This window comes from Enterobacter cloacae complex sp. P1B (assembly GCF_014982345.1).
GTDB lineage: Bacteria > Pseudomonadota > Gammaproteobacteria > Enterobacterales > Enterobacteriaceae > Enterobacter > Enterobacter bugandensis.
The window spans coordinates 69,244-94,133 of the sequence record NZ_JADCLF010000002.1 but is presented as its reverse complement, the minus strand read 5'-3'; the positions used below and the strand labels follow the sequence as shown (position 1 = coordinate 94,133).

Genomic DNA, 24,890 nt, shown 5'->3' with positions numbered 1-24,890 from the left:
CACTCCTTACGCCGCGATGGCATTCATGATTGCCGGAACGGACAGTTTATCCAGCGGGATCTCTGCCACCTGTTTGCGATCGCGCATGATGATGACGCGATCGGCATAGCCCACCAGCTCCTCCAGCTCGGATGAGATAACCAGCAGGGCCAGCCCGTCCGCACAGAGCGTTTCGATAAGCCGGATAATTTCGGCGTGCGCGCCCACGTCGATACCGCGCGTCGGCTCGTCAAGGATCAGGAACTGCGGTTTGGTCAGCAGCCAGCGGGAGAGCAGCACCTTCTGCTGGTTACCGCCGGAGAGAAATTCAATCGGCTGTTCCGCGCTCGGGGTGCGGATGCCGAGCTGGCGGATAAAGCGCTCGGCGATGGCGTTTTGCTCTTTACGGGGGATCGGGCGCAGCCAGCCGCGCTGGGCCTGCAGGGCCAGGATGATATTTTCCCGCACCGAGGCGGCGGCAATGATGCCGTCCGTTTTTCGGTCTTCCGGGCAGAAGCCAACGCCCAGACAGGAGGCCTGATGCGGCGATCGCAGGGTTTGCGGTTTGCCCTTGATCAGCGCGGTGCCGCTGTCGGCAGGCTTGATCCCGAAGATCACCTCGGCGGTTTCGGTTCGGCCCGAGCCCAGCAGGCCCGCCAGCCCGACAATTTCGCCGGGACGCACCTCAAGGTTAAACGGCGATATCACGCCTTTCTTGCCGTAATCGCTGAACGCGGCAACCGGTTTTTCGCTCAGCAACGTGCGGCCCGCGCGCTGGAGCGCGTTGGTTTCCAGCTCGCGGCCCAGCATCATTTTCACCAGCTCGATCTGCGGCAGCTCGCGGGTTTCGCGGCAGCCGACAAAGCTGCCGTTGCGCAGCACCGTAATGCGGTCGCTCACCTCATACACCTGATCGAGAAAGTGCGTGACGAAGATCAGGCTCACGCCCTGATCGCGCAGCTGGCGCATCAGGGTGAAGAGCATCTCCACTTCCTGGGTATCGAGGCTGGCGGTGGGTTCATCGAGGATCAGCACCTTCGCAGAGAGATCGATCGCGCGACAGATGGCGACGATCTGCTGCATCGCCACGGAAAAGCGGTTCAGCGGCTCGCGAACGTCGAGGGAGAAGCCGTAGGACTCCATCAGCTTCGTGGCGCGCGCCTCCATCTCTTTGCGGCGCAGCAGGCCAAAGCGGCGTGGCTCGCGGCCAATAAACAGGTTGTCCGCCACCGACATATTCGGCAGCAGGTTCACTTCCTGGTAAACCGTCCCGATCCCCAGCTGCTGGGCGTGGGCGGTATTTTTTGGCGAAATGGCGTTGCCTTCCAGCCAGATGGTGCCGCGATCGGCGTGATAAACGCCGGTCAGCGATTTAATCAGCGTCGATTTTCCCGCGCCGTTCTCGCCCAGCAGCGCCATGATTTCACCGCGCCGCAGGCTGAAATCAACGCTATCCAGCGCCTTTACGCCGGGGAAGAATTTACTCAAGCCCTCTGTGCGGAGGATTTCCTGGTGTTGTTCAGTTTTCATATTCACGTCCCCGGCACGTTCCCGTAGGCCGGGTAAGCGCAGCGCCACCCGGCAATTTCACTGGATCAGTAGCCCATATTTTTCTTCTTCTCTAACTCTTCTTTCGCTGTATCAGGCAGGTAGAGCGTGGACTTGGTGACGGTCACCTTCTCAGGCATCGTTCCGTCTTTCTTGAATTTCTCCAGCGCGTCGAATGCCGGGCCCGCCATGTTCGGCGTCAGCTCGACGCTGGCATTGGCTTCACCGTCGATCATCGCTTTGTAGATGTCCGGCACGCCGTCGATAGAGCCGGTGAGGATATCTTTGCCCGGCTTCAGGCCCGCTTCTTTAATCGCCTGAATCGCCCCGATCGCCATGTCATCGTTGTGGGCGTAAACCATGCAGATATTCTTGCCGTTGTTTTCAGCCTTGATAAAGCTCTCCATGACCTCTTTACCCTTACTGCGGGTAAAGTCGCCGGACTGGGAGCGGATAATCTTGATGTTTGGCGCTTTGGCAATGGCCTCAGCAAACCCTTTCTTACGGTCGATGGCCACGCTCGCGCCGACGGTGCCCTGCAGTTCAACGACGTTACACGGCTTGCCGTCGACCTGTTTAATCAGCCAGTCGCCAATTAACTGCCCTTCAAGCACGTTATTAGCGGTGACGGTGGTCATATAGAGAGATTTGTCTTTAACATCGATGGAACGGTCGAGCAGGAAGACCGGAATTTCAGCGTCTTTCGCTTCCTTCAGAACCGGTTCCCAGCCGGTCGCCACCACTGGTGCAATAAAGATGGCATCCACGCCCTGGGCGATAAACGAGCGCACGGCTTTGATCTGGTTTTCCTGCTTTTGCTGACCATCGGCGATTTTCAGGGTGATGCCGCGTTTCTGAGCCTCGCTTTTCGCAACGTTGGTTTCCGCCGCACGCCAGCCGGATTCAGAGCCAACTTGCGAAAAACCTACGGTTAAGGGAGCGGCCATCGCCATAGACGACATGGCTGCCGAAACTGCTGTGACAAGAAGTAAGCGCTTCCACATATGAGCGTCCTCGTAGGGGTGTTTATTGTTGGTTAAAAGATGTTCTGCGAAATGACTATAGCCAATGAAATATGTAACGAATTGCGTTACATCACACTTCAGGAAAGTGAATAAAATGTTAATCACAAGTTTGTAATCGCTTTCATTTCACCATTAAAAATGCGGCTGAGTTTATGGATTTTCCTGTCATGGAAACGGTCTGAAAAGTGGGGCTTGCGGGGAGAGAAAGCGAAAAGAGGCGGAGACATTCAGCGTGAGTTGGCTATAATACCTGCCACTTGTTTACCATCCATTTTAAAGGACACCGACATGAGCTTACTCAACGTCCCAGCGGGTAAAGAACTGCCAGAAGACATCTACGTTGTTATTGAAATCCCGGCCAACGCAGATCCAATCAAATACGAAATCGACAAAGACACCGGTGCGCTGTTCGTTGACCGTTTCATGTCTACCGCCATGTTCTATCCGTGCAACTACGGCTACATCAACCACACCCTGTCTCTGGACGGTGACCCGGTTGACGTGCTGGTTCCAACGCCATACCCACTGCAGCCAGGTTCCGTCATTCGCTGCCGTCCTGTTGGCGTGCTGAAGATGACTGACGAAGCGGGTGAAGATGCGAAGCTGGTTGCGGTACCGCACACCAAGCTGAGCAAAGAGTACGATCACATTAAAGATGTGAATGACCTGCCAGAGCTGCTGAAAGCGCAGATCGCCCACTTCTTCGAGCACTACAAAGACCTCGAAAAAGGTAAATGGGTTAAGGTTGACGGCTGGGACAACGCAGAAGCGGCGAAAGCAGAAATCATCGCCTCCTTCGAACGCGCTGCTAAGAAGTAATTCTTACTGTCGATTGATGAAAGCCCCGCATACAGGGGCTTTTTTTATCTTTGTTAAAAGCAGCATACATTAGCTTTTAAGATAAATCCCATTCCCTTTGGCTTTCATGTTAATACAACAAAGACACCCTCTCATTTATGGTGGGAGTGGTTGAATAGGCTGTCAATTAATCACATACTGTCATAATGAGCATTAATCCCCATTGATTACAGGATTCATATGTCATCCATTAACATTGACGTTGCCCGCCCAACTGGAATTTACTTTATTATTGAAAGGCTATATTCCCGCGATGGACTTATGCCTTCCGTTGGGGAAATCAGCCCCTCTTTGACACAGGTACACCGCACTGTCATTCAGCTAAAACGCAAGCAAGATATGTTTATGGATGGTGTTAAGGTTACCCCAAAAGATATTACACTTTGGCAACAGATAAAATATCTTACGGGCTCGAAAGTAACGACCAAAGATACAGATACGTTAGTGTATACGACTGATTTTATCGGCTCTCTTGTTGCCACTACACCTTTAGGCAATATTGAGCATGAAAATATTCCTCGCTTCCTCACGACAGAGTCTATTCACTCCCTTCCTCAGGCGGTGAGCTATGGGCGTGATCCCATCCCACAGGTCCTTCTTTATGGTCGTAAGGATATTGTCTTCTTTATGGACAATGGTGGTAAAGGAACGCCAACCGCTATTGCAAAATATAATCACAACAATCGTGACCTTGCCATAATCAAAGATCAACTGGAGGCCAGTAAAACGATGAAGGAACTGCTTTCTAAGGGAGCAAAATTATGAGTAAGAAAATCCATATCGTAAGTCTACTCGTCATTATTATTGCCTCCTTTATCTTTGGCAGAAGTACGTATACTCAATATCTGGCATGGTATTATGGAAGCGATAATTTAATATTCAGAGAAATAAACAGCTCCTTACTATCCAGTTTATTTAACGGGCTTTACTTCGCTCTTTCAGCAAGTATTATTTATACGTTACTCACTCTGTTAAAAAGAATTCCAGCGAATATTGTCACTTCTTGTCTGCTTCAGTTCTGTATTAACATCGGGCTATATACGCTTTTTGTTGCAGTAGATAGAGGATATAGTAAATTACATACTTTAAGCTCGGGTGCTACTGATATCACCCACAGCTATTTTTTAGGAGCGTTGCTGACGAGCACGCTTCTGACCGTCGCGATCGTGAGCGTTATACATGCTAAGTTTCTTTCTTCAAAGCATAAAGATGGGCTACATAAAGGCGTTTGACTGTTACGGCAAAGACAGCAAATGGCAGTATCTCTGCATCCTGACATTCCAACTTGCCTGGTTTTTGTTTTACTTATGGATCCCTTATCGAAGCGATTATGCGATTTTGCTGTTTTTACTGTTTTTCCTGCCCGTCATATCAAGCAATACGCGATGCATAAACTACTATGGCCGTTCACGCGCCTTGTGTTTTTTATGGCTTATTGCCCCATACATCATGCTGTTCGTTCCTCTTTTTTTAACCCGAAGCAGGGATACAGAAGAGAATTGAAAGTGAAAAAAACAACGCCACCTCACGGTGGCGTTGTCGTTTTTCAGTACTGGTCTCTGTCTAACCAGTTACCGCTTACAATCCGCGTTAACCCGTCGACCGGACGCTGGTAGACATACATCCACGCGCTTCCGTACGGTGTCTGGATCAACTGGCGAGCGTATTCACCGCCCCTGGTGCGCAAGGCATCAAGTTCGGCAAGTGTAGCATTATCAATACGATAAACTTCACCCTGTACTGTTCCTTCGCCGGGAACCGCGCCTGGATAGTGGCCCAGGCTGTACAACTGGTAGTTCTCGATATTGTAATTCCCCAGTAGCTGGGCATTGGTCATCCAGTGACTGTTGCCTTGCCTGGTTCGTAAACTGCCGTAGACAAATATTCGCATTGCTAAAACTCAAACTGATAGAGCAGATCAAGTGCCTGGTCTACGCCGGACACTGCTTCCAGATATAGCTTAGGCATCAGGCGATAGCGTAACGTGAGTGTTGCCAGTGAGTCAAAGATCCCCACACCATATTTTACCTGCAGACCCGGCAGTACATAGCCGCTGACCACCACCTGCGAGGAGTCACCCACGCCCTGGGTGTCCAGCGCCAGATTGCTTACGCCGAACGTCTCGCCGATTTTACCCACAACCTGCCCACTTTGTGCAACCCCCAGACCGACCAACATTGAGGTCATCGCCGCACTGTCGCTTTGTCCGCTGTCCAGACCTTGTCCGCGCAGCAGATAAGAGAGGGCTTCCTGCTGCGACATCGCCGGGTCGGAGAAGATCTCCGCCTTCGGTTCGTCGGCAGAGCCGGTGACGCGTACGCCAGCAATGACGTCGTTTTCCGTCGCTTCCGGGTTACGAATCGCTTCGATGTTCAACAGCGGTTGATCCGGTGGACCGGAGAACAGCAGCTCGCCTTTACGGACAATCAGATCCTGACCATAGGCATGAAAACGCCCTTCAGGAATATTGATCTGCCCGTTGAGGCCAAGCCCTTGTTTATCCTGCGCCACTTTCAGGTCGCCCGTGAGCCTCGCCTTCAGCCCAAACGCATCCAACCGCACGTTATTTCCCACGTGCACGATAAGGTTACTATTAATCGGTATGCCAGCGCTCTTCTCTTCGGCAGGTTTCAGATTTTCATTGAGCATAACTTCATCACTGGAGACGCCAACCGCGCTTTCCGGCACCTCGTGAACCACGATGCGCGCCCACGGCACGTCCACGCGGCCATCCAGGGTGAAGAGGCTTGGCGTCGCTTCAAAGACCACGTCCGGCGAGACGTCCAGGCGCACCATTGGCGGTACGGTGATGCGCACCTTACTGCCTTTCGCGGCAATACGGGCGCGCCAGTTGTCGAGCTGGCTCCAGTCCGCGTCGCCGCTCAGGTTGATTTGCCCCTGCTGAGTTAATACCGAGCCGTTCAGCGTCGAGCTCATGCCGTTGAAGTTCATCGCAATCTGGCTGGGCTGCATATCGAACGGCATAAAGTTACCGTCGATATCCACACCGCTGAGCCGCAGCTGACCGAACAGCTGAGGGCTTTGCGCGTTGCCCGCCAGGCGCAGGTTGGCATTCACCATGCCCTCGGCTTTTTCCCCGCGGGCGAAGATCGGGTTGACCATCGCCAGGTTGAAGTTACGAATATTGACGTTGCCGCCCAGATTGCGCCGCCCCTGCGGATCGGTAATCTGTATCTGCCCGTCCATCTGGCCGTTGTTGGTCAGACGGATAAGCCACCCCAGCTCCGCACGGTTGTTATGCAGGTCTGCACTCACATTCAGGGTGTCGAAGGCCACCGGCAGCGGCGCGTCGTTGACTTCCTGCGTCACCTTCACGTTGCGCCCGGAAAGCGTGACGCTGCCCTGCGGCAGCCCTTCTTTGGTGGTGTCCCAGGCGACATCGGCTTTCCCGCTGAAGACGCCGCTGGCCTGCGTGGTGTCCGGCATAAACGGTTTCAGCATCGCCAGATCGAAGCGGTTCAGGTTGATCTGCGCGCGCCCTTCCGCCCCCGCATCAATGGTCTGCGGCACGCACAGCTCCGCGTTCGGGTTGGTCCAGCAGTGAGGCCCGATGCTGATCTTCTGCTCGGCGTTGCGGTAGTCCAGCGCAATGGAGCGCGACAGCGACAGCGGCCCCACCGGGGTGTTGAAGCGGGTGTTGTCCAGCGTTCCTTTCCAGCGCGTTTCCTTCCGGTCGAAGCTGCCGGTCAGGTGAAGCTGGCCGGAGACGGGCTCGCCCTGCACGCGCAGCTGGAGGTCGTGCTGCTTCTCGTTCCCTTTGGCGTCCAGAGTCACCAGGCTAATGTTCACGTCCGGCTGGGAAATGCGCTCCACGCGCAGGTTCAGGTTGCCGCCGATCTGATCGGTGGATTTCACATCCCCTTCCACGCGGACGCGGGCAACGCTCAGCTCCTGCCAGCGCAGATTGTTGGCGGTGATATCTGCCAGCAGCTGCGGCGCGTCCACGGTGCCGCGCACTTTCAGGAGTCCTTTCGCCGTACCGCCCAGACCCGGCAGGGCGTTATCCAGATTCGGCGCGTCGATGGTGGCGTCAAGATTGAGATCTTTTACCCCCAGCTCGCCTTTGATATCCGCCGTGTTGCGGCCCAGCGCCACGTGCAGCCCCGGGATAATCCACTGTAGGTAGCTGTTGCCCTTCACCGAGCCTTCAACGTTCACCTTGTTCTGCTTCACGTTCCCGGTGAGCTTGATTTCCGGCACGTCCATCTGCCACGTGCCGCCGTAGAGGCTGCCGCGGGTTTTGATCAGCCCGTCCAGCTTCGACGGCCAGTCCGGCACCTCTTTGGCGGTGTTAATTCCCGTCAGCTTCAGCTCGCCGCGCCAGCTGATCGCCTGCTGCCAGTCGAGCAGCGCGGTCAGTTCCGTTTTGCCTTCCAGCGCCGCGACGGTCAGCTTGTCGAGGTTAACCTGCTGTTCGTTGCCTTTTGCATCCAGCGTGATGGTCGCGGGCGGCACGCCCTGCCCCTTCACCGCAGTGCGGAACGAGAGCGTGTAGTCGGTCATCTTGCCGCTCAGCTTCAGCTTCAGATCGTCGGCCTGATACTGTTTTTCGCCGGTAAACGGCCAGTAAAGCTGCTTGCTGACAACCTCCAGATTGAGCGGCAGCCCGGCTTCCGCCAGCTGGGTTTGCGCGCGCAGGGCCATGTCTACCGGGCCGGAGAGATTCACCCCGATATCCAGCTTCTCGCGCAGCGCCCCGCCCACTTTAACCTTCACTTTTTCGCCCTTCAGCGGGTCGATATTCAGGGCGCTATTGAGGGTGATATCCACCGGCCAGCTGTCGCGCAGCAGGGCGTTGCCTGACGCGTTCACCGAGCCCTGGTTGGTATCGATATCCAGCGCGTCGAGCTTCATGTTGCCGTCAATGCTGCTGACTTTCAGCAGCATGTTAAAGACCGTCAGATCGGTGTCGCCGGTCAGGCGCAGCTGCTCGCCTTTGAACTCCTCAATGTTGAGGTTCAGCGGCAGATGCACGTCGGTCATTTCAGGCAGGACAGGCTTCGAGAAGAGTTCTTTCAGCGTTTCGCCCAGCGGCTTCTCTTCCGGCTGCGGGTTCTGGATCTTCGGTTCGACGATCTCTTCCTGCGCCACGTCCGCCACTTTCGGCAGCGCAATCAGCAACCCTTGCAGCGAGGTTGGCGTCAGGGTGAGGTTTTTCTCCTGCCAGCGCAGGCCGGAGGTGAAATCCATCACCGAAACGGTGGTGTCGTCGATTTTGATATTGACGTTATCGAGCGCCACCCGATAGAGCGCAATCGGGTACGGCGTGGAGAGATTAAGCGGGCCGCTGTCCTCTTCCTCAACCGGCGCAGACTTCGGCATTTTCTTTGAGTCTATCGCCACGTTGACGTCTTTTAGCGACAGATCGTTCACGCAGAGCTTGCTATCCCGCAGGCAGCCCAGCTTCAGCGCGAGATGGAATTCCCCGGCGTTGACCGCCACGCCCGGCTGCTCGTAGCGGATGTTCTTCAGACGCAGGTCGCGCCAGCCGCCCGTTACCTGACCAATTTCCAGCCCCGGCACCCACCGGTTCGCGGCGTTAAACAGCAGATGCAGCCCGGTCGTCGTTCCCACCAGAAACGCCACCGTACCGAGCAGCAGCACGATAAAAATCAGCACCCCGAGGCTTATTTTCTTCCATAAACTCATAATTCAGGCCCCAGACCGATGTAAAACTGTAATCCGTGTTCATCTTTGTCGCCCACCGGCACGGCGAAATCGAGCTTGATGGGCCCGACGGGTGATTGCCAGCGTACGCCCACGCCTGCACCGGTTTTGAAATCGCTGCGGCGGATATCGTTCACCGCTTCACCACCGTCAACAAACATGGCACCCCACCACTTGCCGCTGACGTTGTACTGATACTCCAGCGATCCGGTCGCCAGTTTGGATGCCCCGGTCAGCTGGCCTTTTTCGTTTTCAGGTGAGATCGATTTGTACTTATACCCGCGAATGCTGCGGTCGCCCCCGGCGAAGAAGCGCAGGTCCGGCGGAACGCGCTCGAAATCACCCGTCTCAATCCAGCCGAGATTGCCGCGCATCACAAAGCGGTGTTTGTCATATAGCGTGCGGATCCAGACGTTTTGCGCCTGCACCACCGTGAAGTCGACGTCAGAGCCCCACATCGTATTGGAGTAGTCGATAGAGTAACGCTGTGAATCACCCCAGGTTGGCATCAGGCCGCCGCGCGAGCGGGTACGGCTGATCATCACGCCCGGATAAAGCAGCATAGTGGTGTTGGTGACGTTTGCCTGGGTAAAGTGATCAAGGCTCCAGCGCAGGTTAATGGCGCGCTGCCAGCCGCTGGAGAGATCCCAGAAGCGTGAAACCGCAAGCGTTGTCGAGTCCTGCTCGGTATCGTTCAAATCGGTACGCTTAAAGCCGCCCTGCACCAGGTAATATTGCTCAAGCGGGTTTTTCAGCAGCGGAATTTTATAGCTGAAATCAAGCTGCTGTTCCGGTGCGGAAATGCTGGCGCTGGTGGTCAGGCTGTGGCCGTAGGAGTTCATCCACGGCTTTTTCCAGGAGGTCTTCACGCGCGGACCGACGTCTGTCGAGTAGCCAACACCGGTCTCAATGGTGTTCTCGGTGCGCGGCGAGACAACGCCATGCAGCGGCAACACCTTGGTTTTGCGAGACTTATCAAATTCCGGTGCGACAACCACGGAGTTAAACCAGCCGGTAGCGGAGAGGCGACGGTTCAGCTCCGCAAGATCGCTCGACTGGTAGTAATCGCCTTTTTTAAACGGCACGAGGTTTTGCAGATACTCTTCACGAATTTGCGAACCTTCAAACGTTACATCGCCAAAGCGGTAGCGTTCGCCGCTGTCGTAGTCAATATCCCAGAAGGCCTGACGTCGCTCCAGCGCGATGCCCAACTGGCTTTTATTGAACTGGCTGTCGAAGTAGCCCTTGCGCAGTGAGACGCTCGTCAGCTCTTTTTTGAAGTGGTCGTAGTCACCGTGGTTGAGCACGGTGCCGATTTTCGGCCGCGTGCTGAGCAGGTCCAGGTAGTCGCGGTCGGTGCGCGCACCGCCGCGCAGGATGACGTTCGTGCCGCCAATCAGCACCGGCTCGCCCGGCGAGACGCGGGCAATAAGCACCTGACGCCCCTTCTTTGGCGGCGGGCGGAGATCGAAATCAATGGTGGGTTCGTAATACCCCAGCGCTTTTAGCCCTTCACGGATCGCGTCATCCACGCGCGCGCGAAAACGCCGGTCCGGCGTCACCTCATCGCTCTGGATGGTCGACAGCTGCGCACGCACGTTTTTTTCCAGCGTCCCGGATAACCCCTCAACCTGCAAACGGACATTCGCCGCGCTGGCAACCCCGCTTGTCAGCAATACACTGACTAAACATAACTGGCGGATTTTTGTCACGTTTTCTCCTGAATATCCCTTTTCCACCCTGGAAGCAAATGAAGCGCCGCCGTGCGGCAAAATACGGCCCGGAAGCCAAAAACCCAAATCGTGGGTTGAAAACGGGTGTAACACCCAAATATTTCTTATGATTAAATCTAGTCTCATTCAGCGCATTTATTGTGTTCAATTAAACGCTTCGTGACAACCTTAACCGAAACATCGCACCCCGGGAGGCCCCATCGTGAGTTTATTCGACAAGAAGCATCTGGTTTCACAAGCTGATGCATTACCGGGACGCAACACCCCTATGCCTGTGGCGACCTTACACGCCGTCAATAACCATTCAATGACCAACGTTCCTGATGGAATGGAAATCGCCCTGTTCGCCATGGGCTGCTTCTGGGGCGTTGAGCGCCTCTTCTGGCAGCTGCCCGGCGTTTACAGCACCGCGGCCGGCTACACGGGCGGCTATACGCCGAATCCAACCTACCGCGAAGTCTGCTCCGGCGAAACCGGCCATGCGGAAGCGGTACGCGTGGTATATGACCCGACGGTCATCAGCTACGAACAGCTCCTGCAGGTCTTCTGGGAAAACCACGACCCGGCGCAGGGCATGCGTCAGGGCAACGACCACGGCACACAGTATCGCTCGGCCATTTATCCGCTCACGCCTGAGCAGGACGCCGCCGCGCGCGCCAGCCTTGAGCGGTTCCAGCAGGCCATGCGTGAAGCAGGCGATACGCGCGAGGTGACCACGGAAATCGCCACCGCGAAGCCGTTCTACTATGCCGAGGACGATCATCAGCAGTATCTGCACAAAAACCCGTACGGCTACTGCGGCATCGGGGGCATCGGCGTCTGCCTGCCGCCACAGCTGGCCTGATTATTAACCGTTAAATCGTCACCCGTACCGGACAGCGCACGCTGTCCGGTCTGTTTTATGCCAAAAATGTGACCTCTGGCAGATTTACATCTCTTTACGCTATACTACCGCTGAAATAATCGGCTCAACGCTACGAGCTGACGTTCTACGTGTTTTCACACAAATGGTATCAACTCCCCTTCTGAGGATCTGGCGAGAAGCCGGATAAACTATGTTAAACAGTATTTTAGTAATACTTTGTCTTATTGCCGTCAGTGCATTTTTCTCGATATCTGAGATCTCGCTGGCCGCGTCCCGTAAAATCAAACTGAAGCTGCTTGCCGACGAGGGCAACATCAATGCCACCCGCATCCTGAAAATGCAGGAAAACCCCGGCATGTTCTTCACAGTGGTGCAGATTGGCCTTAACGCGGTCGCCATTCTCGGCGGTATCGTGGGCGATGCGGCCTTTTCTCCAGCGTTTTATAGCCTCTTTGTCAAATACATGTCCGCTGAGCTTGCCGAACAGCTGAGCTTTATTCTCTCCTTCTCGCTGGTAACCGGCCTGTTCATCCTCTTTGCAGACCTGACCCCGAAACGCATCGGTATGATTGCGCCAGAAGCTGTAGCTTTGCGTATCATCAACCCGATGCGCTTCTGTCTGTACGTGTTTCGTCCGCTGGTGTGGTTCTTCAACGGCCTGGCGAACGTGATTTTCCGCATCTTTAAGCTGCCAATGGTGCGTAAAGACGACATCACCTCTGACGACATTTATGCGGTGGTGGAAGCCGGCGCGCTGGCCGGGGTGCTGCGTAAGCAGGAACACGAGCTGATTGAGAACGTATTTGAACTGGAATCCCGTACCGTGCCCTCTTCCATGACGGGCCGTGAAAACATTATCTGGTTCGATTTACATGAAGATGAGCAGAGCCTGAAGAACAAAGTGGCGCAGCATCCTCACTCCAAGTTCCTGGTCTGTAATGAAGATATCGACCACATCATCGGTTACGTCGACTCCAAAGACCTGCTGAACCGCGTGCTGGCAAACCAGAGCCTGGCGCTCAACAGCGGCGTGCAGATCCGCAATACCCTGATTGTGCCGGACACCCTGACGCTCTCCGAAGCGCTGGAAAGTTTCAAAACCGCCGGGGAAGACTTCGCGGTGATCATGAATGAATACGCGCTGGTGGTGGGTATCATCACGCTGAACGACGTGATGACCACGCTGATGGGAGACCTGGTTGGCCAGGGACTGGAAGAGCAGATTGTTCAGCGTGACGATAATTCATGGCTGATCGACGGCGGTACGCCGATTGAAGACGTCATGCGCGTGCTGGATATCGACGAGTTCCCGCAGTCCGGTAACTACGAAACCATCGGCGGCTTTATGATGTTTATGCTGCGTAAAATCCCGAAACGCACCGACTCGGTGAAGTTCTCCGGCTACAAGTTTGAGGTGGTGGATATTGATAACTACCGCATCGACCAGCTGCTGGTGACGCGTATTGACAACAAGCCGACCGTACTGGTGCCGAAGCTGCCGGACGCGGAAGAGAAGGTGTCGGCGTAACGTACCTACCCCCACAAACATCAACGGCTCCCATCGGGAGCCGTCTTTTTAACTACCTACTGCATAGCACGTTGGTTAAGCCATCTCAGTTTGCAGACGCATAACCTGACGGTTGACTTCGGACATCACAGACAGGTGCTGTTTGTCCTTCACTTTTGGGACAAGGATCTTGCCCTTATCAAACTCAAAAGCGCCAACATCCTTGATGTACAACCGTCCACGGAACAGGATCTTCACGTACTTCGCCACCTGAAGCGGGTTGTAGCGTTGGAAAATTTTCATTCTTGTATCTCCTGCGAATCATACGCTCTTGCGGTGCCACAATCGGCCCGACTGTCCTGAGCGCAAATTTTGATGCCCAATGACTATAGACCAGAACTACGGTGTTACCCAGTGTGCATAAGTTTATTTACCGTTTGATTACAATTATTCAGAATAATCTTTGCAAAGCGTGATAGAGAGCAGTATAAGCCGTCGTTTTTTCATGGATATGTGCGTTCACCCGCAAACTGGCACTGGGATTGCGGGAAAACCACATTGATCGCACTTATGATTAAAAGCGTATGACCAAGTGGTCGGATCACCTGCAAACAATAAGGAAACGCCATGACCCTACGTAACATCCTTGCGGCAGCCTGCCTGCTGCTGCCCCTGTGGGCTTCCGCTCACAGCATTGAAAAAGGACAACGTGTACCGCCAGTCGGCATTGCTGACCGGGGAGAATTGATTCTCGACAATGATAAGTTTAGCTATAAAGCCTGGAATAGCGCGCAGCTCGCGGGCAAAGTGAGAGTTGTACAACATATTGCCGGTCGTACATCCGCAAAAGAAAAAAATGCCAGCCTGGTGGAGGCGATCAAGGCCGCAAAATTCCCCCATGACCGCTACCAGACCACCACGATTGTGAACACCGATGATGCTATTCCTGGCTCCGGGATGTTTGTGCGCTCAAGCCTTGAGAGCAATAAAAAGCTCTACCCGTGGTCGCAGTTTATCGTCGACAGCAACGGCGTGACGCGTAAGGCCTGGCAGCTTGAGGAAGAGAGCTCCGCGATTATCGTGCTGGATAAGGACGGTCGCGTGCAGTGGGTGAAAGACGGCGCGTTAACTCAGGAAGAGGTGCAGCAGGTTGTCGCCCTGCTGCACAAACTGCTGGCTCAGTAAAGAGAGACGCGGAAGCCGGGGTTGAGGAATGATTCGCGCGGGGTATAGTCCAGCGGCTTGCCCTGCCAGTCATGGACATGCGCCCCGGCGGCCGCGGCAACGGCATGGCCTGCCGCGGTATCCCAGACGTTGGTTGGCCCAAAGCGCGGATAAAGCTGCGCCTGACCTTCCGCCACCAGGCAGAATTTCAGCGACGAGCCAATCGAGGTGGTCTGGTGTTCACCCAGCTGTTGCAGGTATTCCTCCAGCTCGCTGTCGCTGTGCGAGCGGCTAATCACCACCAGCGGTGGACGGGCATCGCGCACCTGGATCTGCTTGCGTACGCCGCACTCCTCCTTCCAGGCCTTCCCTTCTGCGGCGCTGTACATCACCTTCATTACCGGCGCGTAGACCACGCCGAGCACCGCTTTACCCTTCTCAATCAGGGCAATATTGACGGTGAACTCACCGTTGCGCTTGATGAACTCTTTTGTCCCGTCCAGCGGATCGACCAGCCAGTAGCGCTGCCAGTGCTGGCGCTCGTCCCAGCTTTGCGGCGCTTCTTCAGACAGAACGGGGATATCCGGCGTTAAGGCCTGCAGACCTTGCAGGATCACCTTATGCGCCGCGATATCGGCCGCCGTGACCGGGGAGTCGTCCGCCTTGCTGACGACCTCCATCGGTTTTACACCGTCATACACCTGCATGATGGCATCTCCCGCATCCCGTGCGAGCTGACAAATCTTATCTAGCATTTTCCACCTCTTTGTTAACGCAGTGAGGTTAACTCTTTGTTTTAGTTATATCGTAATGTGAACAATTCCGCTATCTGTGAAGCAATTCCGGTTTCAGGTCGCTTTTTTCTGTCAGGATTCACATTTCTGTAAGCAACAAACGATAGATACATACTCTTTTGTGGAACGGATCGAAAAAAGGACTCCTCTGATGATTAAGTTTAGTGCAACGCTTCTGGCGACGCTGATTGCAGCGAGCGTGCAGGCGGCGACGGTAGATCTGCGTATTCTGGAAACGACCGATCTGCACAGCAATATGATGGACTTCGATTACTACAAAGATACCCCTACGGAAAAATTCGGACTGGTACGTACAGCAAGTTTGATCAACGCCGCGCGGGGTGAAGTCAAAAATAGCGTGCTGGTGGACAACGGCGATCTCATTCAGGGCAGCCCGCTCGGCGACTACATGGCGGCGAAAGGTCTGAAGAAAGGCGAGATCCATCCGGTTTATAAAGCGATGAACACGCTGGACTATGCCGTCGGCAACCTGGGCAACCACGAATTCAACTACGGCCTGAAATACCTGCACGATGCGCTGGCCGGCGCGAAGTTCCCGTACGTTAACGCCAATATCATCGACGTTAAGACGCAAAAGCCGCTCTTTACCCCTTACCTGATTAAAGAGAGTGAAGTTGTCGATCGGGACGGTAAAAAGCAGACGCTGAAAATCGGCTATATCGGCTTCGTACCGCCGCAGATCATGACCTGGGATAAAGCCAACCTCGACGGCAAAGTGACCGTTAATGACATTACCGAAACCGCGCGCAAGTACGTGCCGGAAATGCGCGCGAAAGGCGCAGATCTGGTGGTGATTGTCGCCCACTCGGGTCTCTCCGCCGATCCGTATCAGGCCATGGCGGAGAACTCCGTTTACTATCTGAGCGAAGTCCCGGGCGTTGACGCGATCCTGTTCGGCCACGCACACGCTGTTTTCCCGGGCAAAGATTTTGCCAGCATTAAAGGGGCGGATATCGAGAAAGGGACGCTCAACGGCGTGCCGTCGGTGATGCCGGGCATGTGGGGCGACCACCTTGGCGTGGTGGATCTAGTGCTAAATAACGACAGCGGCAGCTGGAAGGTGACGCAGTCAAAAGCGGAAGCGCGCCCGATTTACGACGCGGCGGCTAAAAAATCCCTGGCTGGTGAAGATAAAAAGCTGGTCGACGTGCTGAAGCACGACCACGACGCCACCCGCGAATTCGTCAGCAAGCCGATCGGCAAATCCGCCGACAACATGTACAGCTACCTGGCGCTGGTGCAGGACGATCCGACCGTTCAAGTGGTCAACATGGCCCAGAAAGCCTATGCCGAACACTTTGTTCAGGGCGATCCGGATCTGGCAAAACTGCCGGTGCTGTCTGCCGCTGCGCCATTCAAAGTGGGCGGACGCAAGAACGACCCGGCAAGCTATGTTGAGGTCGAAAAAGGCCAGCTGACCTTCCGTAACGCCGCCGATCTCTATCTCTACCCGAATACCCTGGTGGTGGTTAAAGCCACGGGGAAAGAGGTGAAGGAGTGGCTGGAGTGCTCCGCCGGACAGTTTAACCAGATCGACCCGAAGAGCAGTAAACCACAGCCGCTGATTAACTGGGACGGCTTCCGCACCTACAACTTCGACGTGATCGACGGCGTAAATTACCAGATTGACGTCACCCAGCCGGCGAAATATGACGGCGAGTGCCAGGCGATTAACCCGCAGGCCGAACGCATCAAAAACCTGACCTTCAACGGCAAGGCGATCGACCCGAATGCCACCTTCCTGGTGGTAACCAATAACTACCGTGCCTACGGCGGCAAGTTTGCCGGTACGGGAGATAGCCACATCGCTTTTGCGTCACCGGACGAAAACCGCTCGGTGCTGGCGGCGTGGATCGGCGCGGAGTCGAAGAAGGCGGGCGAAATTCACCCGGCGGTGGATAACAACTGGCGTCTTGCGCCAATCCACAGCGATGCGAAACTGGATATCCGCTTTGAAACGTCACCGTCCGATAAGGCAGCCGCGTTTATTAAGGATAAGGCGCAGTATCCGATGAAAAAGGTCGCGACGGATGATATCGGGTTCGCGATTTATCAGGTGGATTTAAGCAGGTAGCGGTGATTGTGCCGGGTAAAGCGAAACCGCCACCCGGCTTTTACGCCGCACGCTCATCCCGATTCGCCATCACCTTCGGCGTATTGACTTCAATCCAGTCCGCCAGCGCGGCGACTTTCTCGCTCACCTCAATGCCCATCGGTGTCAGGCTATACTCGACGTGCGGCGGCACGACCGGATACGACACGCGATCGACAAACCCGTCCTGCTCCAGCGCCTGAAGCGACTGGGACAGCATCTTTTCGCTCACCCCGCCCATTTTATGGCGCAGCTCGCTAAAACGGTGCGTTCCTCCGCGCAGAGCCAGCAGGATCAGCACGCCCCAGCGGCTGGTAACGTGTTTAAGCACCTCCCGTGAGGGGCACTGTTCCGCGAAGAGATTGCCATCGCGCATTTGCTCGCTGAGCGTTGGGATCGTTTTTTTCATACTTACCTTTTTGTACGTACTTACTAAAAGTTAGCTATGGTGATAGTGTGCCACAACACCAGACAAACACGAAGGAGATTTATCATGATCGCGATTACCGGCGCTACCGGCCAGCTTGGCCAGCACGTTATTGAAGAACTGCTGAAAACCGTTCCAGCAAACCAGATTGTTGCCATTGTTCGTAACCCGGCGAAAGCTGAAGCGTTAAGCAACCAGGGTATTGTGGTTCGTCAGGCGGATTACACCGATAAGGCCGCCTTTACTGCCGCGCTGAGCGGCGTGGAAAAGCTGCTGCTCATCTCCTCCAGCGAAGTGGGCCAGCGCGCGACCCAGCACCAGAACGTTATCAACGCCGCCAAAGCGGCAGGCGTGAAATTTATCGCCTACACCAGCCTGCTGCACGCGGATAAATCACCGCTGGGTCTGCACGTTGAACATGTCGAAACCGAGAAAGCGCTGGCAGAATCTGGCGTGCCATACGCCCTGCTGCGCAACGGCTGGTACACCGAAAACTACCTGGCGAGCGCGCCGCCTGCGCTGGAACACGGCGTATTCATTGGTGCCGCAGGCGAAGGCAAAATTGCCTCTGCCACCCGCGCAGACTATGCAGCGGCGGCAGCCAAAGTGATCGCTGAAGAGGGTCATGCGGGCAAGGTATACGAACTGGCAGGCGACCGCGGCTGGACATTGAGCGAGCTGGCGGCGGAACTGAGCAAGCAGAGCGGTAAACCTGTGGCGTATCAAAACCTGAGCGAAGCGGACTTTGCAGCCGCATTGAAGAGCGTGGGTTTACCCGCTGGGCTGGCGGATATGCTGGCGGACTCCGACGTGGGCGCGTCCAAAGGCGGCCTGTTTGACGACAGCCGTACCCTGAGCAAGCTGATTGGCCGCCCGACTACACCGCTGGCGGAGAGCGTCAAAGCCATTCTGTAATTGTTACGGATTGGTTATTTTTTGTGGCATCCCCTCGGGTCATCTCTGATAATGTAGTGATGACCCATGAGGAGGCTCATCGTGCAAGGCGTACCGGAACAGTTTACTGACGAGAGAGACAGCGCGCGCTTTCGCCATCTGGCGCAGCTGCCGGGCCTTGAACTCTATCACGCGCATATCTCTGACTACGCCTTTGAGCCCCACACCCATGAAGCCTTCGGCATCGGCACCATCGAAACCGGCGCCGAACGCTTTCGCTATCGCGGCACCCAGCATCTCGCACCTGAAAAATCCGTTGTTACCATGAACCCGGACGAGATCCATACCGGGGAGTCCGCGACCGAAGACGGCTGGCGCTACCGGATGGTCTACATCGAACCCGATCTTCTGGAAGAGGTAACCGGCCTGCGCCACTGGTGGTTCAGCGACGTAACCCGTTACGACCCGCAGCGCTCTCAGCAGATCGGCAGGCTAATTTACGGCCTGTGGCATACGGACGATCCGCTGGCGCAAAAAGGCTTATTGCTGGATCTGATCGAGACCTTTCAGCCGCTAGCCCATCACGCGCCGGTGGTTCAGGAAGGCGCACACCGTTTCGAGCGCGTGCGCGAGTATTTGCACGACAACTATATGCACGCCCTGACGCTGGACGAACTGGCGAACGTTGTCTCGCTCAGCCCGTACCATTTCCAGCGACAGTTTAAAGCCCATTTTCACGTTACGCCGCACCAGATGTTGATGGCCATCCGCCTGTGGCGCGCCAAGGCGTTTCTCACCCACGGTATGCCCGCCGCCGAAGTCGCCGCCGCAACGGGGCTGACCGACCAGTCGCATTTAACCCGCGCCTTCACCCGCCGCTACGGCATTACGCCCGTGCGCTACCAGAAACAGGTCACCCGGCGCTAATGCGCAATCTCATACAATACGCGCGCGTTTCCCCCTTCTAGACTGAGTGCAGAGTAAATCAATGTGGATGGAAAAATGATTAGCGGCGTGTTGTATGCCCTGCTTGCAGGTCTGATGTGGGGGCTGATCTTTGTCGGCCCTCTGATCGTGCCGGAATACCCGGCGATATTGCAGTCTACCGGACGTTATCTGGCGCTCGGGCTGATTGCCCTTCCTCTGGCATGGCTGGGGCGTACGCGCTTGCGACAGCTCAGCCGTCAGGACTGGGGCACCGCGCTGGCGCTGACCATGATGGGCAATCTCATCTATTACGTCTGCCTGGCAAGCGCCATTCAGCGAACCGGAGCGCCGGTGTCGACCATGATTATCGGCACGCTGCCGGTGGTCATCCCCATCTTCGCGAATCTGCTTTATAGCCATCGGGACGGCAAGCTGGCGTGGTCGAAAATGATACCCGCCCTGGCCTGCACCGCCGTGGGGCTGGTGTGCGTCAATATCGCCGAGCTGCGCCACGGCCTGGCAGACTTCAGCTTATGGCGTTACGGTTCGGGGATCGTTTTAGCGTTCATCTCGGTCGCGTGCTGGGCCTGGTACGCCCTGCGCAATGCGCGCTGGCTGCGGGAGAACCCGGACAAACACCCGATGATGTGGGCAACGGCGCAGGCGCTGGTCACGCTCCCCGTCTCGTTAGTGGGGTATGCCGGCGCATGCCTCTGGCTGGGTCATCAGCAGCCGGAGTTTGCCCAGCCCTTCGGGCCAAGACCCTGGGTCTTTATTGGCTTAATGGTTGCGATTGCGGTGCTGTGCTCCTGGGTGGGCGCGCTGTGCTGGAACATTGCCAGCCAGAAGCTGCCGACGGTGATCTTAGGGCCGCTGATTGTGTTCGAAACCCTGGCCGGGCTGCTGTACACCTTCCTGATGCGCCAGAGCGTGCCGCCGCTGTTAACGGCCTGCGGGATCGCGCTGCTGGTGGTGGGAGTGGTGATGGCGGTAAGAGCGAAGCCGGAAAAACCGAGGGTCGTTCCGGCTTCGGAGATGTGAGTCATGCCCAGCGGCGCTACGCTTGCAGGGCCTACAAAACAGTAGGTCTTGTAAGGCGTAGCCGCCACCGGGCAAGCCTTTAAAACGTTTCCCAGTTCGCTTCAGACGCCGTCGCTGCTGGCTGCGCTTTTGGCACATAGGTTTTCACCGGTGCCGCTTTGACCGCCTGATTACGCGTTATTTTGAACACCGCTACCGCTTCGTTCAGGCGTGCGGCCTGATCTTCCAGCGCCGCCGCTGCCGCCGCAGACTCCTCCACCAGCGAGGCGTTCTGCTGGGTCACGCGGTCCATCTCGGCTACCGCCTGACCCACCTGGTCGATACCGCGGCTCTGCTCGTCAGAGGCAGAGGCAATTTCGCCCATGATGTCGGTCACGCGGGTAACCGCGTTAACGATTTCCGCCATCGTCGCGCCCGCTTCGTTCACCAGCTGAGAACCCGCGTTGACGCGTTCGCCGGAATCATCGATCAGCGCCTTAATCTCTTTCGCCGCCTGGGCGCTGCGCTGGGCAAGCGTGCGTACTTCTCCTGCAACCACCGCAAAGCCACGGCCCTGCTCGCCCGCACGCGCCGCTTCCACCGCCGCGTTCAGCGCCAGAATGTTGGTCTGGAAGGCAATGCCGTCGATAACGTTAGTAATTTGCGCGATTTTACTGGAGCTGGTGGCGATCTCGTCCATGGTGCGCACCACGCCTTCCACCACGTTACCGCCCTTCTTCGCGGTTGAGGAGGCATCCAGCGCCAGACGAGACGCCTGACGCGCGTTATCCGCGTTCTGCTTCACGGTGGCGGTCAGCTGTTCCATGCTGGCTGCCGTCTCTTCCAGAGATGCGGCCTGCTGCTCGGTACGGGAAGAGAGGTCGTTGCTGCCCGCCGAGATTTCACCGGCACCGGTGTAGATGGTATCCGCGCCTTCACGCACCACGCCCACGGTGTTCGCCAGCGAGGTTTGCATCTCCTGAACGTTGCGCGCCAGGATAGCCATTTCGTTTTTGCCTTCAGCCTGAATCGGCTGGGTTAAATCCCCTGCCGCGATGGCGCGGATATGGTTGATCACCTCTTCCAGCGGCAGCAGCAGCACCCGGCGCATGGCGATCCAGCTGGAGATAATCACCGCAATGACGAGGATCATGACGGCAGAAAGGATCCACAGGATGCGCTTGTAGTCGCTTTCGTTATCCTGAATGCCTTTACTGGTGAGCGCAGCCTGCGCCTCGCGCCACTCGCGATAGACCTTTTGCATTGCCGTCTGCTTCTGTTCGGCATTCTGTTTGAACATATCTTCCAGGTTGCCCTGGCCCAGCAGAACGTTCATTTGCGTCAACGTGGCGGAGTAGATGCGGTACTGCTCTTCCAGCCGATCGGCCAGGTTCTCATCCAGACCCGGGGTATTCGGCAGGGCGTAGTATTTGTCGTAATGGACCTGCGCATTGGCCAGCAGATTTTTCGCGGTGTTAACCAGCTCGTTCAGCTGTCCGCCGTTAATCTGAGAGGCCATGCTGCTTTGCAGACGCAGCATCCCGCGGTTTAGTGTGACGCGCGCCTGGTTCAGGCTGATCCAGGCGTCGGTAAATTCCGCCACGTTCTGGCTGGAAAGCTGCGACACGGTGAAGTTGTCTTTATCGTTATTCAGCGCGTTGATAAAGATACCCGCGGAAATCACTTGCATGATGCCGAGCACAAGCAGCACCGAAATAAGAAGAGTAATGACTTTAATACGTTTAAACATACGTTGCCTTTGTTATATGCAGGTTTGTCTGACGTGTATCTATCGGCACGCGCGGCGGGTTGTTTACTGTTTCTCCACCTTTAAAAACTTTCTAAACCACTTTCCTAAATCCATTCAGGGAGTTAAACGGGACATTTTTTTGTGATCCGTGTCGCACTTTCTCCCTTCCCTCTAAAGGGTTATAGCGCCGCCTTAAAGATGCATTTAACATGCATCTTATATTTTTAATGACGAGGTAACTGCTATGGCCTTTCGCGACCAACCCCTCGGCGAGCTGGCGCTCTCCATCCCTCGCGCTTCCGCGCTGTTCCGTAAATACGATATGGATTACTGCTGCGGCGGTAAGCAAACGCTGGCGCGGGCGGCCTCGCGCAAGGAACTGGACGTGGAGGCTATCGAAGCGGAGCTGGCGCTGCTGGCCGAACAGCCTGTTGAAAAAGACTGGCGCACCGCCCCGCTCACGGAAATCATCGACCATATCATCGTGCGTTACCACGACCGCCACCGTGAACAGCTGCCTGAGCTGATCCTGCAGGCAACGAAAGTTGAGCGCGTACATGCCGACAAGCCTTCCGTGCCGCGCGGTCTGGCAAAATACCTGACCATGCTGCATGAAGAGCTTTCCAGCCACATGATGAAAGAAGAGCAGATCCTCTTCCCGATGATCAAACAGGGAATGGGAAGCCAGGCGATGGGGCCTATCAGCGTAATGGAAAGCGAGCACGATGACGCGGGCGAACTGCTGGATGTGATCAAACACACCACTAACAACGTCACGCCGCCGCCGGAAGCGTGCACCACCTGGAAAGCGATGTACAACGGCATTAACGAGATGATTGATGACCTGATGGAGCACATCAGCCTTGAGAATAACGTGCTGTTCCCGCGGGCATTGGCGGGGGAATAAAAAAGCCCGGTGGCGCTAGCGCTTACCGGGCCTACAACGTCCTCGAACATAGGCCGGGTAAGCGTCAGCGCCACCCGGCAACATGCTTAACGCATTCCTGCCATCCGTTTCTTACCGATAAACAGCCAGCCCAGCCCCAGCGCGATAAACCACAGCGGCGTGACGATCAGCGCCTGACGGGTGTCATCTTCGAGCGTCAGCAGCACCAGCACGAACACGAAGAACGCCATGCACACCCAGCACATCAGCTTGCCCAGCGGCATCTTGTAGATCGACTTCTCATGCAGGTGCGGACGCTGTTTGCGGTACACGAGGTACGAGCACAGGATAATGGTCCAGACGAACATGAACAGGATCGCCGACACCGTGGTGATCATGGTAAACGCGCCAATTACGCTTGGGTTCACGTAGAGCATCACCACGCCACCCAGCAGGCACATGCAGGAGAAGGTCAGCCCTTTCGCCGGTACGGCACGTTTAGAGAGTTTCGCAAAGGCGCTCGGCGCTACGCCCTCCTGCGCCAGACCAAACAGCATACGGCTGGTTGAGAACACGCCGCTGTTCGCGGAAGAGGCCGCAGAGGTCAGCACCACGAAGTTAATCAGGCTCGCCGCAGCAGGCAGCCCTACCAGCACGAACAGCTCAACGAACGGGCTCTTGCTGGGCACCACGGAGCTCCACGGCGTCACGGACATAATGATGATCAGCGCGAAGACGTAGAACATGATGATACGCACCGGTATGGAGTTGATGGCGCGCGGCAGGGACTTCTCCGGATCTTTGGTTTCCGCAGCGGTCGTTCCGACAAGCTCAATCCCCACAAACGCAAACACCGCAATCTGGAAGCCCGCAAAGAAGCCGCTGATGCCTTTCGGGAACCAGCCGCCGTCATTCCACAGATGGGTGAAGGACGCCTGAACGCCCGTTGGCGACTGGAAGTGCGTCAGGACCATCACCAGGCCCACCACAATCAGCCCTACGATAGCGACAATCTTGATCATCGCGAACCAGAACTCCATCTCACCGAACATTTTCACGGTGGCGAGGTTGAGGCTCAGCAGCAGAATAATCACCGCCAGCGAGGCGACCCAGTCCGACAGCCCCGGGAACCAGAACTGCGCGTAAGCGGTAATCGCCACGACGTCCGCCATGCCGGTGACCACCCAGCAGAACCAGTAGGTCCAGCCGGTAAAGTAGCCCGCCCACGGGCCGAGCAGGTCCGACGCGAAGTCGCTGAAGGATTTGTATTCGAGGTTCGAGAGCAGCAATTCACCCATTGCGCGCATCACGAAGAAGAGCATAAAACCGATGATCATATAAACGAAGATGATCGACGGCCCGGCAAGACTGATGGTTTTGCCCGACCCCATAAACAGCCCGGTGCCGATGGCACCGCCGATGGCGATAAGCTGTATATGACGGTTTGTGAGATTGCGCCGTAGCGACTGTTCAGACGTCGCCTCTTCTGCAGCGGCGACTTTGACCTGATCTACCATGTAATTTTTCCTGTTTATGCCTGTCTGTGTTGTTAAGGCTCTTCTGGCCTTTAAAAACGTCAAATAAATGACGGTCCCTTCGTAAGGGTTTATCGATATTAGGTAAGAATCGGCGGGATGAATACTATGATTTAGATATTATGTTAATAATATGTTGAAAGTGAGTGTCATATCACTCATACAGCGCGAAACAGC

At 55.8% G+C, this 24,890-nt stretch carries 21 protein-coding genes; 11 read left to right on the top strand and 10 right to left on the bottom strand.

Annotated features, from left to right (window positions below):
• Positions 1-6: 6 nt before the first annotated feature.
• Positions 7-1,509 carry a galactofuranose ABC transporter, ATP-binding protein YtfR gene (ytfR, locus tag INF77_RS01075; RefSeq protein ID WP_041911465.1) on the bottom strand — a complete coding sequence of 501 codons (1,503 nt, stop codon included), beginning with the start codon at positions 1,507-1,509 and terminating at the stop codon, positions 7-9.
• 65 nt (positions 1,510-1,574) lie between these two features.
• Positions 1,575-2,531, bottom strand: a complete 957-nt coding sequence (gene ytfQ / locus INF77_RS01070; protein ID WP_021240696.1) for a galactofuranose ABC transporter substrate-binding protein YtfQ — start codon at positions 2,529-2,531, stop codon at positions 1,575-1,577.
• Positions 2,532-2,840: 309 nt separating this feature from the next.
• Between ytfQ and ppa the strand changes: the two genes are divergently transcribed.
• From ppa to INF77_RS01055, 3 genes are all read left to right on the top strand, one after another.
• Positions 2,841-3,371 (top strand): inorganic diphosphatase, encoded by a 531-nt coding sequence (ppa, locus tag INF77_RS01065; protein WP_041911466.1) that lies wholly within the window; start codon positions 2,841-2,843, stop codon positions 3,369-3,371.
• A gap of 219 nt (positions 3,372-3,590) precedes the next feature.
• Positions 3,591-4,175, top strand: coding sequence for a hypothetical protein (locus tag INF77_RS01060; protein WP_028015288.1), 585 nt, complete (start codon positions 3,591-3,593; stop codon positions 4,173-4,175).
• Positions 4,172-4,642 carry a hypothetical protein gene (locus tag INF77_RS01055; RefSeq protein ID WP_049138559.1) on the top strand — a complete coding sequence of 157 codons (471 nt, stop codon included), beginning with the start codon at positions 4,172-4,174 and terminating at the stop codon, positions 4,640-4,642. Before INF77_RS01060 ends, INF77_RS01055 begins: the two co-directional genes overlap by 4 nt.
• A 314-nt stretch (positions 4,643-4,956) precedes the next feature.
• Here INF77_RS01055 and INF77_RS01050 read toward each other — a convergent pair whose 3' ends face one another.
• The 3 genes from INF77_RS01050 to tamA are packed head-to-tail and all read right to left on the bottom strand — an operon-like array spanning position 4,957 to position 10,810.
• Positions 4,957-5,301, bottom strand: a complete 345-nt coding sequence (locus INF77_RS01050) for a gamma-glutamylcyclotransferase (RefSeq protein WP_008501424.1) — start codon at positions 5,299-5,301, stop codon at positions 4,957-4,959.
• A gap of 2 nt (positions 5,302-5,303) precedes the next feature.
• Positions 5,304-9,080: an autotransporter assembly complex protein TamB gene (gene tamB / locus INF77_RS01045; protein ID WP_193532129.1), complete on the bottom strand. Its 3,777-nt coding sequence runs from the start codon at positions 9,078-9,080 to the stop codon at positions 5,304-5,306.
• Positions 9,077-10,810 carry an autotransporter assembly complex protein TamA gene (gene tamA, locus INF77_RS01040; protein ID WP_045259622.1) on the bottom strand — a complete coding sequence of 578 codons (1,734 nt, stop codon included), beginning with the start codon at positions 10,808-10,810 and terminating at the stop codon, positions 9,077-9,079. Before tamA ends, tamB begins: the two co-directional genes overlap by 4 nt.
• A 223-nt stretch (positions 10,811-11,033) precedes the next feature.
• Between tamA and msrA the strand changes: the two genes are divergently transcribed.
• Both msrA and INF77_RS01030 read left to right on the top strand, forming a co-directional pair.
• Positions 11,034-11,675: a peptide-methionine (S)-S-oxide reductase MsrA gene (msrA, locus tag INF77_RS01035; protein WP_028015284.1), complete on the top strand. Its 642-nt coding sequence runs from the start codon at positions 11,034-11,036 to the stop codon at positions 11,673-11,675.
• 211 nt (positions 11,676-11,886) lie between these two features.
• Positions 11,887-13,224 carry a hemolysin family protein gene (locus tag INF77_RS01030; protein WP_028015283.1) on the top strand — a complete coding sequence of 446 codons (1,338 nt, stop codon included), beginning with the start codon at positions 11,887-11,889 and terminating at the stop codon, positions 13,222-13,224.
• 75 nt (positions 13,225-13,299) lie between these two features.
• Here the strand turns inward: INF77_RS01030 and INF77_RS01025 are convergent, their stop codons facing one another.
• The gene (locus tag INF77_RS01025) at positions 13,300-13,506 is read right to left on the bottom strand and encodes a DUF1107 domain-containing protein (protein ID WP_008501430.1); all 207 of its coding nucleotides are present in this window, start codon (positions 13,504-13,506) and stop codon (positions 13,300-13,302) included.
• 324 nt (positions 13,507-13,830) lie between these two features.
• On the opposite strand from INF77_RS01025, the gene INF77_RS01020 reads away from it, so the two are divergent.
• Complete coding sequence (locus INF77_RS01020) at positions 13,831-14,388, top strand: YtfJ family protein (RefSeq protein ID WP_048959079.1); 558 nt, start codon at positions 13,831-13,833, stop codon at positions 14,386-14,388.
• On the opposite strand, the gene cysQ is transcribed toward INF77_RS01020, so the two are convergent.
• Positions 14,382-15,122: a 3'(2'),5'-bisphosphate nucleotidase CysQ gene (gene cysQ / locus INF77_RS01015; RefSeq protein ID WP_028015281.1), complete on the bottom strand. Its 741-nt coding sequence runs from the start codon at positions 15,120-15,122 to the stop codon at positions 14,382-14,384. The genes INF77_RS01020 and cysQ overlap by 7 nt on opposite strands.
• Positions 15,123-15,312: 190 nt before the next feature.
• Here cysQ and INF77_RS01010 point away from each other — a divergent pair, with 190 nt between their 5' ends.
• A complete protein-coding gene (locus tag INF77_RS01010) occupies positions 15,313-17,256 on the top strand; it encodes a bifunctional 2',3'-cyclic-nucleotide 2'-phosphodiesterase/3'-nucleotidase (protein ID WP_136486784.1) in 1,944 nt (647 codons plus the stop codon).
• Positions 17,257-17,296: 40 nt separating this feature from the next.
• Here INF77_RS01010 and INF77_RS01005 read toward each other — a convergent pair whose 3' ends face one another.
• The gene (locus INF77_RS01005) at positions 17,297-17,683 is read right to left on the bottom strand and encodes a helix-turn-helix domain-containing protein (protein WP_028015279.1); all 387 of its coding nucleotides are present in this window, start codon (positions 17,681-17,683) and stop codon (positions 17,297-17,299) included.
• An 84-nt stretch (positions 17,684-17,767) separates the two neighbouring features.
• Here INF77_RS01005 and INF77_RS01000 point away from each other — a divergent pair, with 84 nt between their 5' ends.
• From INF77_RS01000 to INF77_RS00990, 3 genes are all read left to right on the top strand, one after another.
• Positions 17,768-18,616, top strand: coding sequence for an SDR family oxidoreductase (locus tag INF77_RS01000; RefSeq protein WP_193532128.1), 849 nt, complete (start codon positions 17,768-17,770; stop codon positions 18,614-18,616).
• 81 nt (positions 18,617-18,697) lie between these two features.
• The gene (locus tag INF77_RS00995) at positions 18,698-19,522 is read left to right on the top strand and encodes an AraC family transcriptional regulator (protein WP_059357775.1); all 825 of its coding nucleotides are present in this window, start codon (positions 18,698-18,700) and stop codon (positions 19,520-19,522) included.
• A gap of 75 nt (positions 19,523-19,597) precedes the next feature.
• Positions 19,598-20,563 (top strand): DMT family transporter, encoded by a 966-nt coding sequence (locus INF77_RS00990; RefSeq protein WP_041911471.1) that lies wholly within the window; start codon positions 19,598-19,600, stop codon positions 20,561-20,563.
• 79 nt (positions 20,564-20,642) lie between these two features.
• On the opposite strand, the gene INF77_RS00985 is transcribed toward INF77_RS00990, so the two are convergent.
• Entirely contained in the window at positions 20,643-22,292 is a 1,650-nt protein-coding gene (locus tag INF77_RS00985) for a methyl-accepting chemotaxis protein (protein WP_045259627.1), read from the bottom strand.
• 244 nt (positions 22,293-22,536) lie between these two features.
• On the opposite strand from INF77_RS00985, the gene ytfE reads away from it, so the two are divergent.
• Positions 22,537-23,199: an iron-sulfur cluster repair protein YtfE gene (ytfE, locus tag INF77_RS00980; RefSeq protein WP_045631260.1), complete on the top strand. Its 663-nt coding sequence runs from the start codon at positions 22,537-22,539 to the stop codon at positions 23,197-23,199.
• Positions 23,200-23,285: 86 nt separating this feature from the next.
• On the opposite strand, the gene cycA is transcribed toward ytfE, so the two are convergent.
• Positions 23,286-24,695: a D-serine/D-alanine/glycine transporter gene (gene cycA, locus INF77_RS00975; protein WP_041911474.1), complete on the bottom strand. Its 1,410-nt coding sequence runs from the start codon at positions 24,693-24,695 to the stop codon at positions 23,286-23,288.
• Between the last annotated feature and the right edge of the window lie 195 nt (positions 24,696-24,890).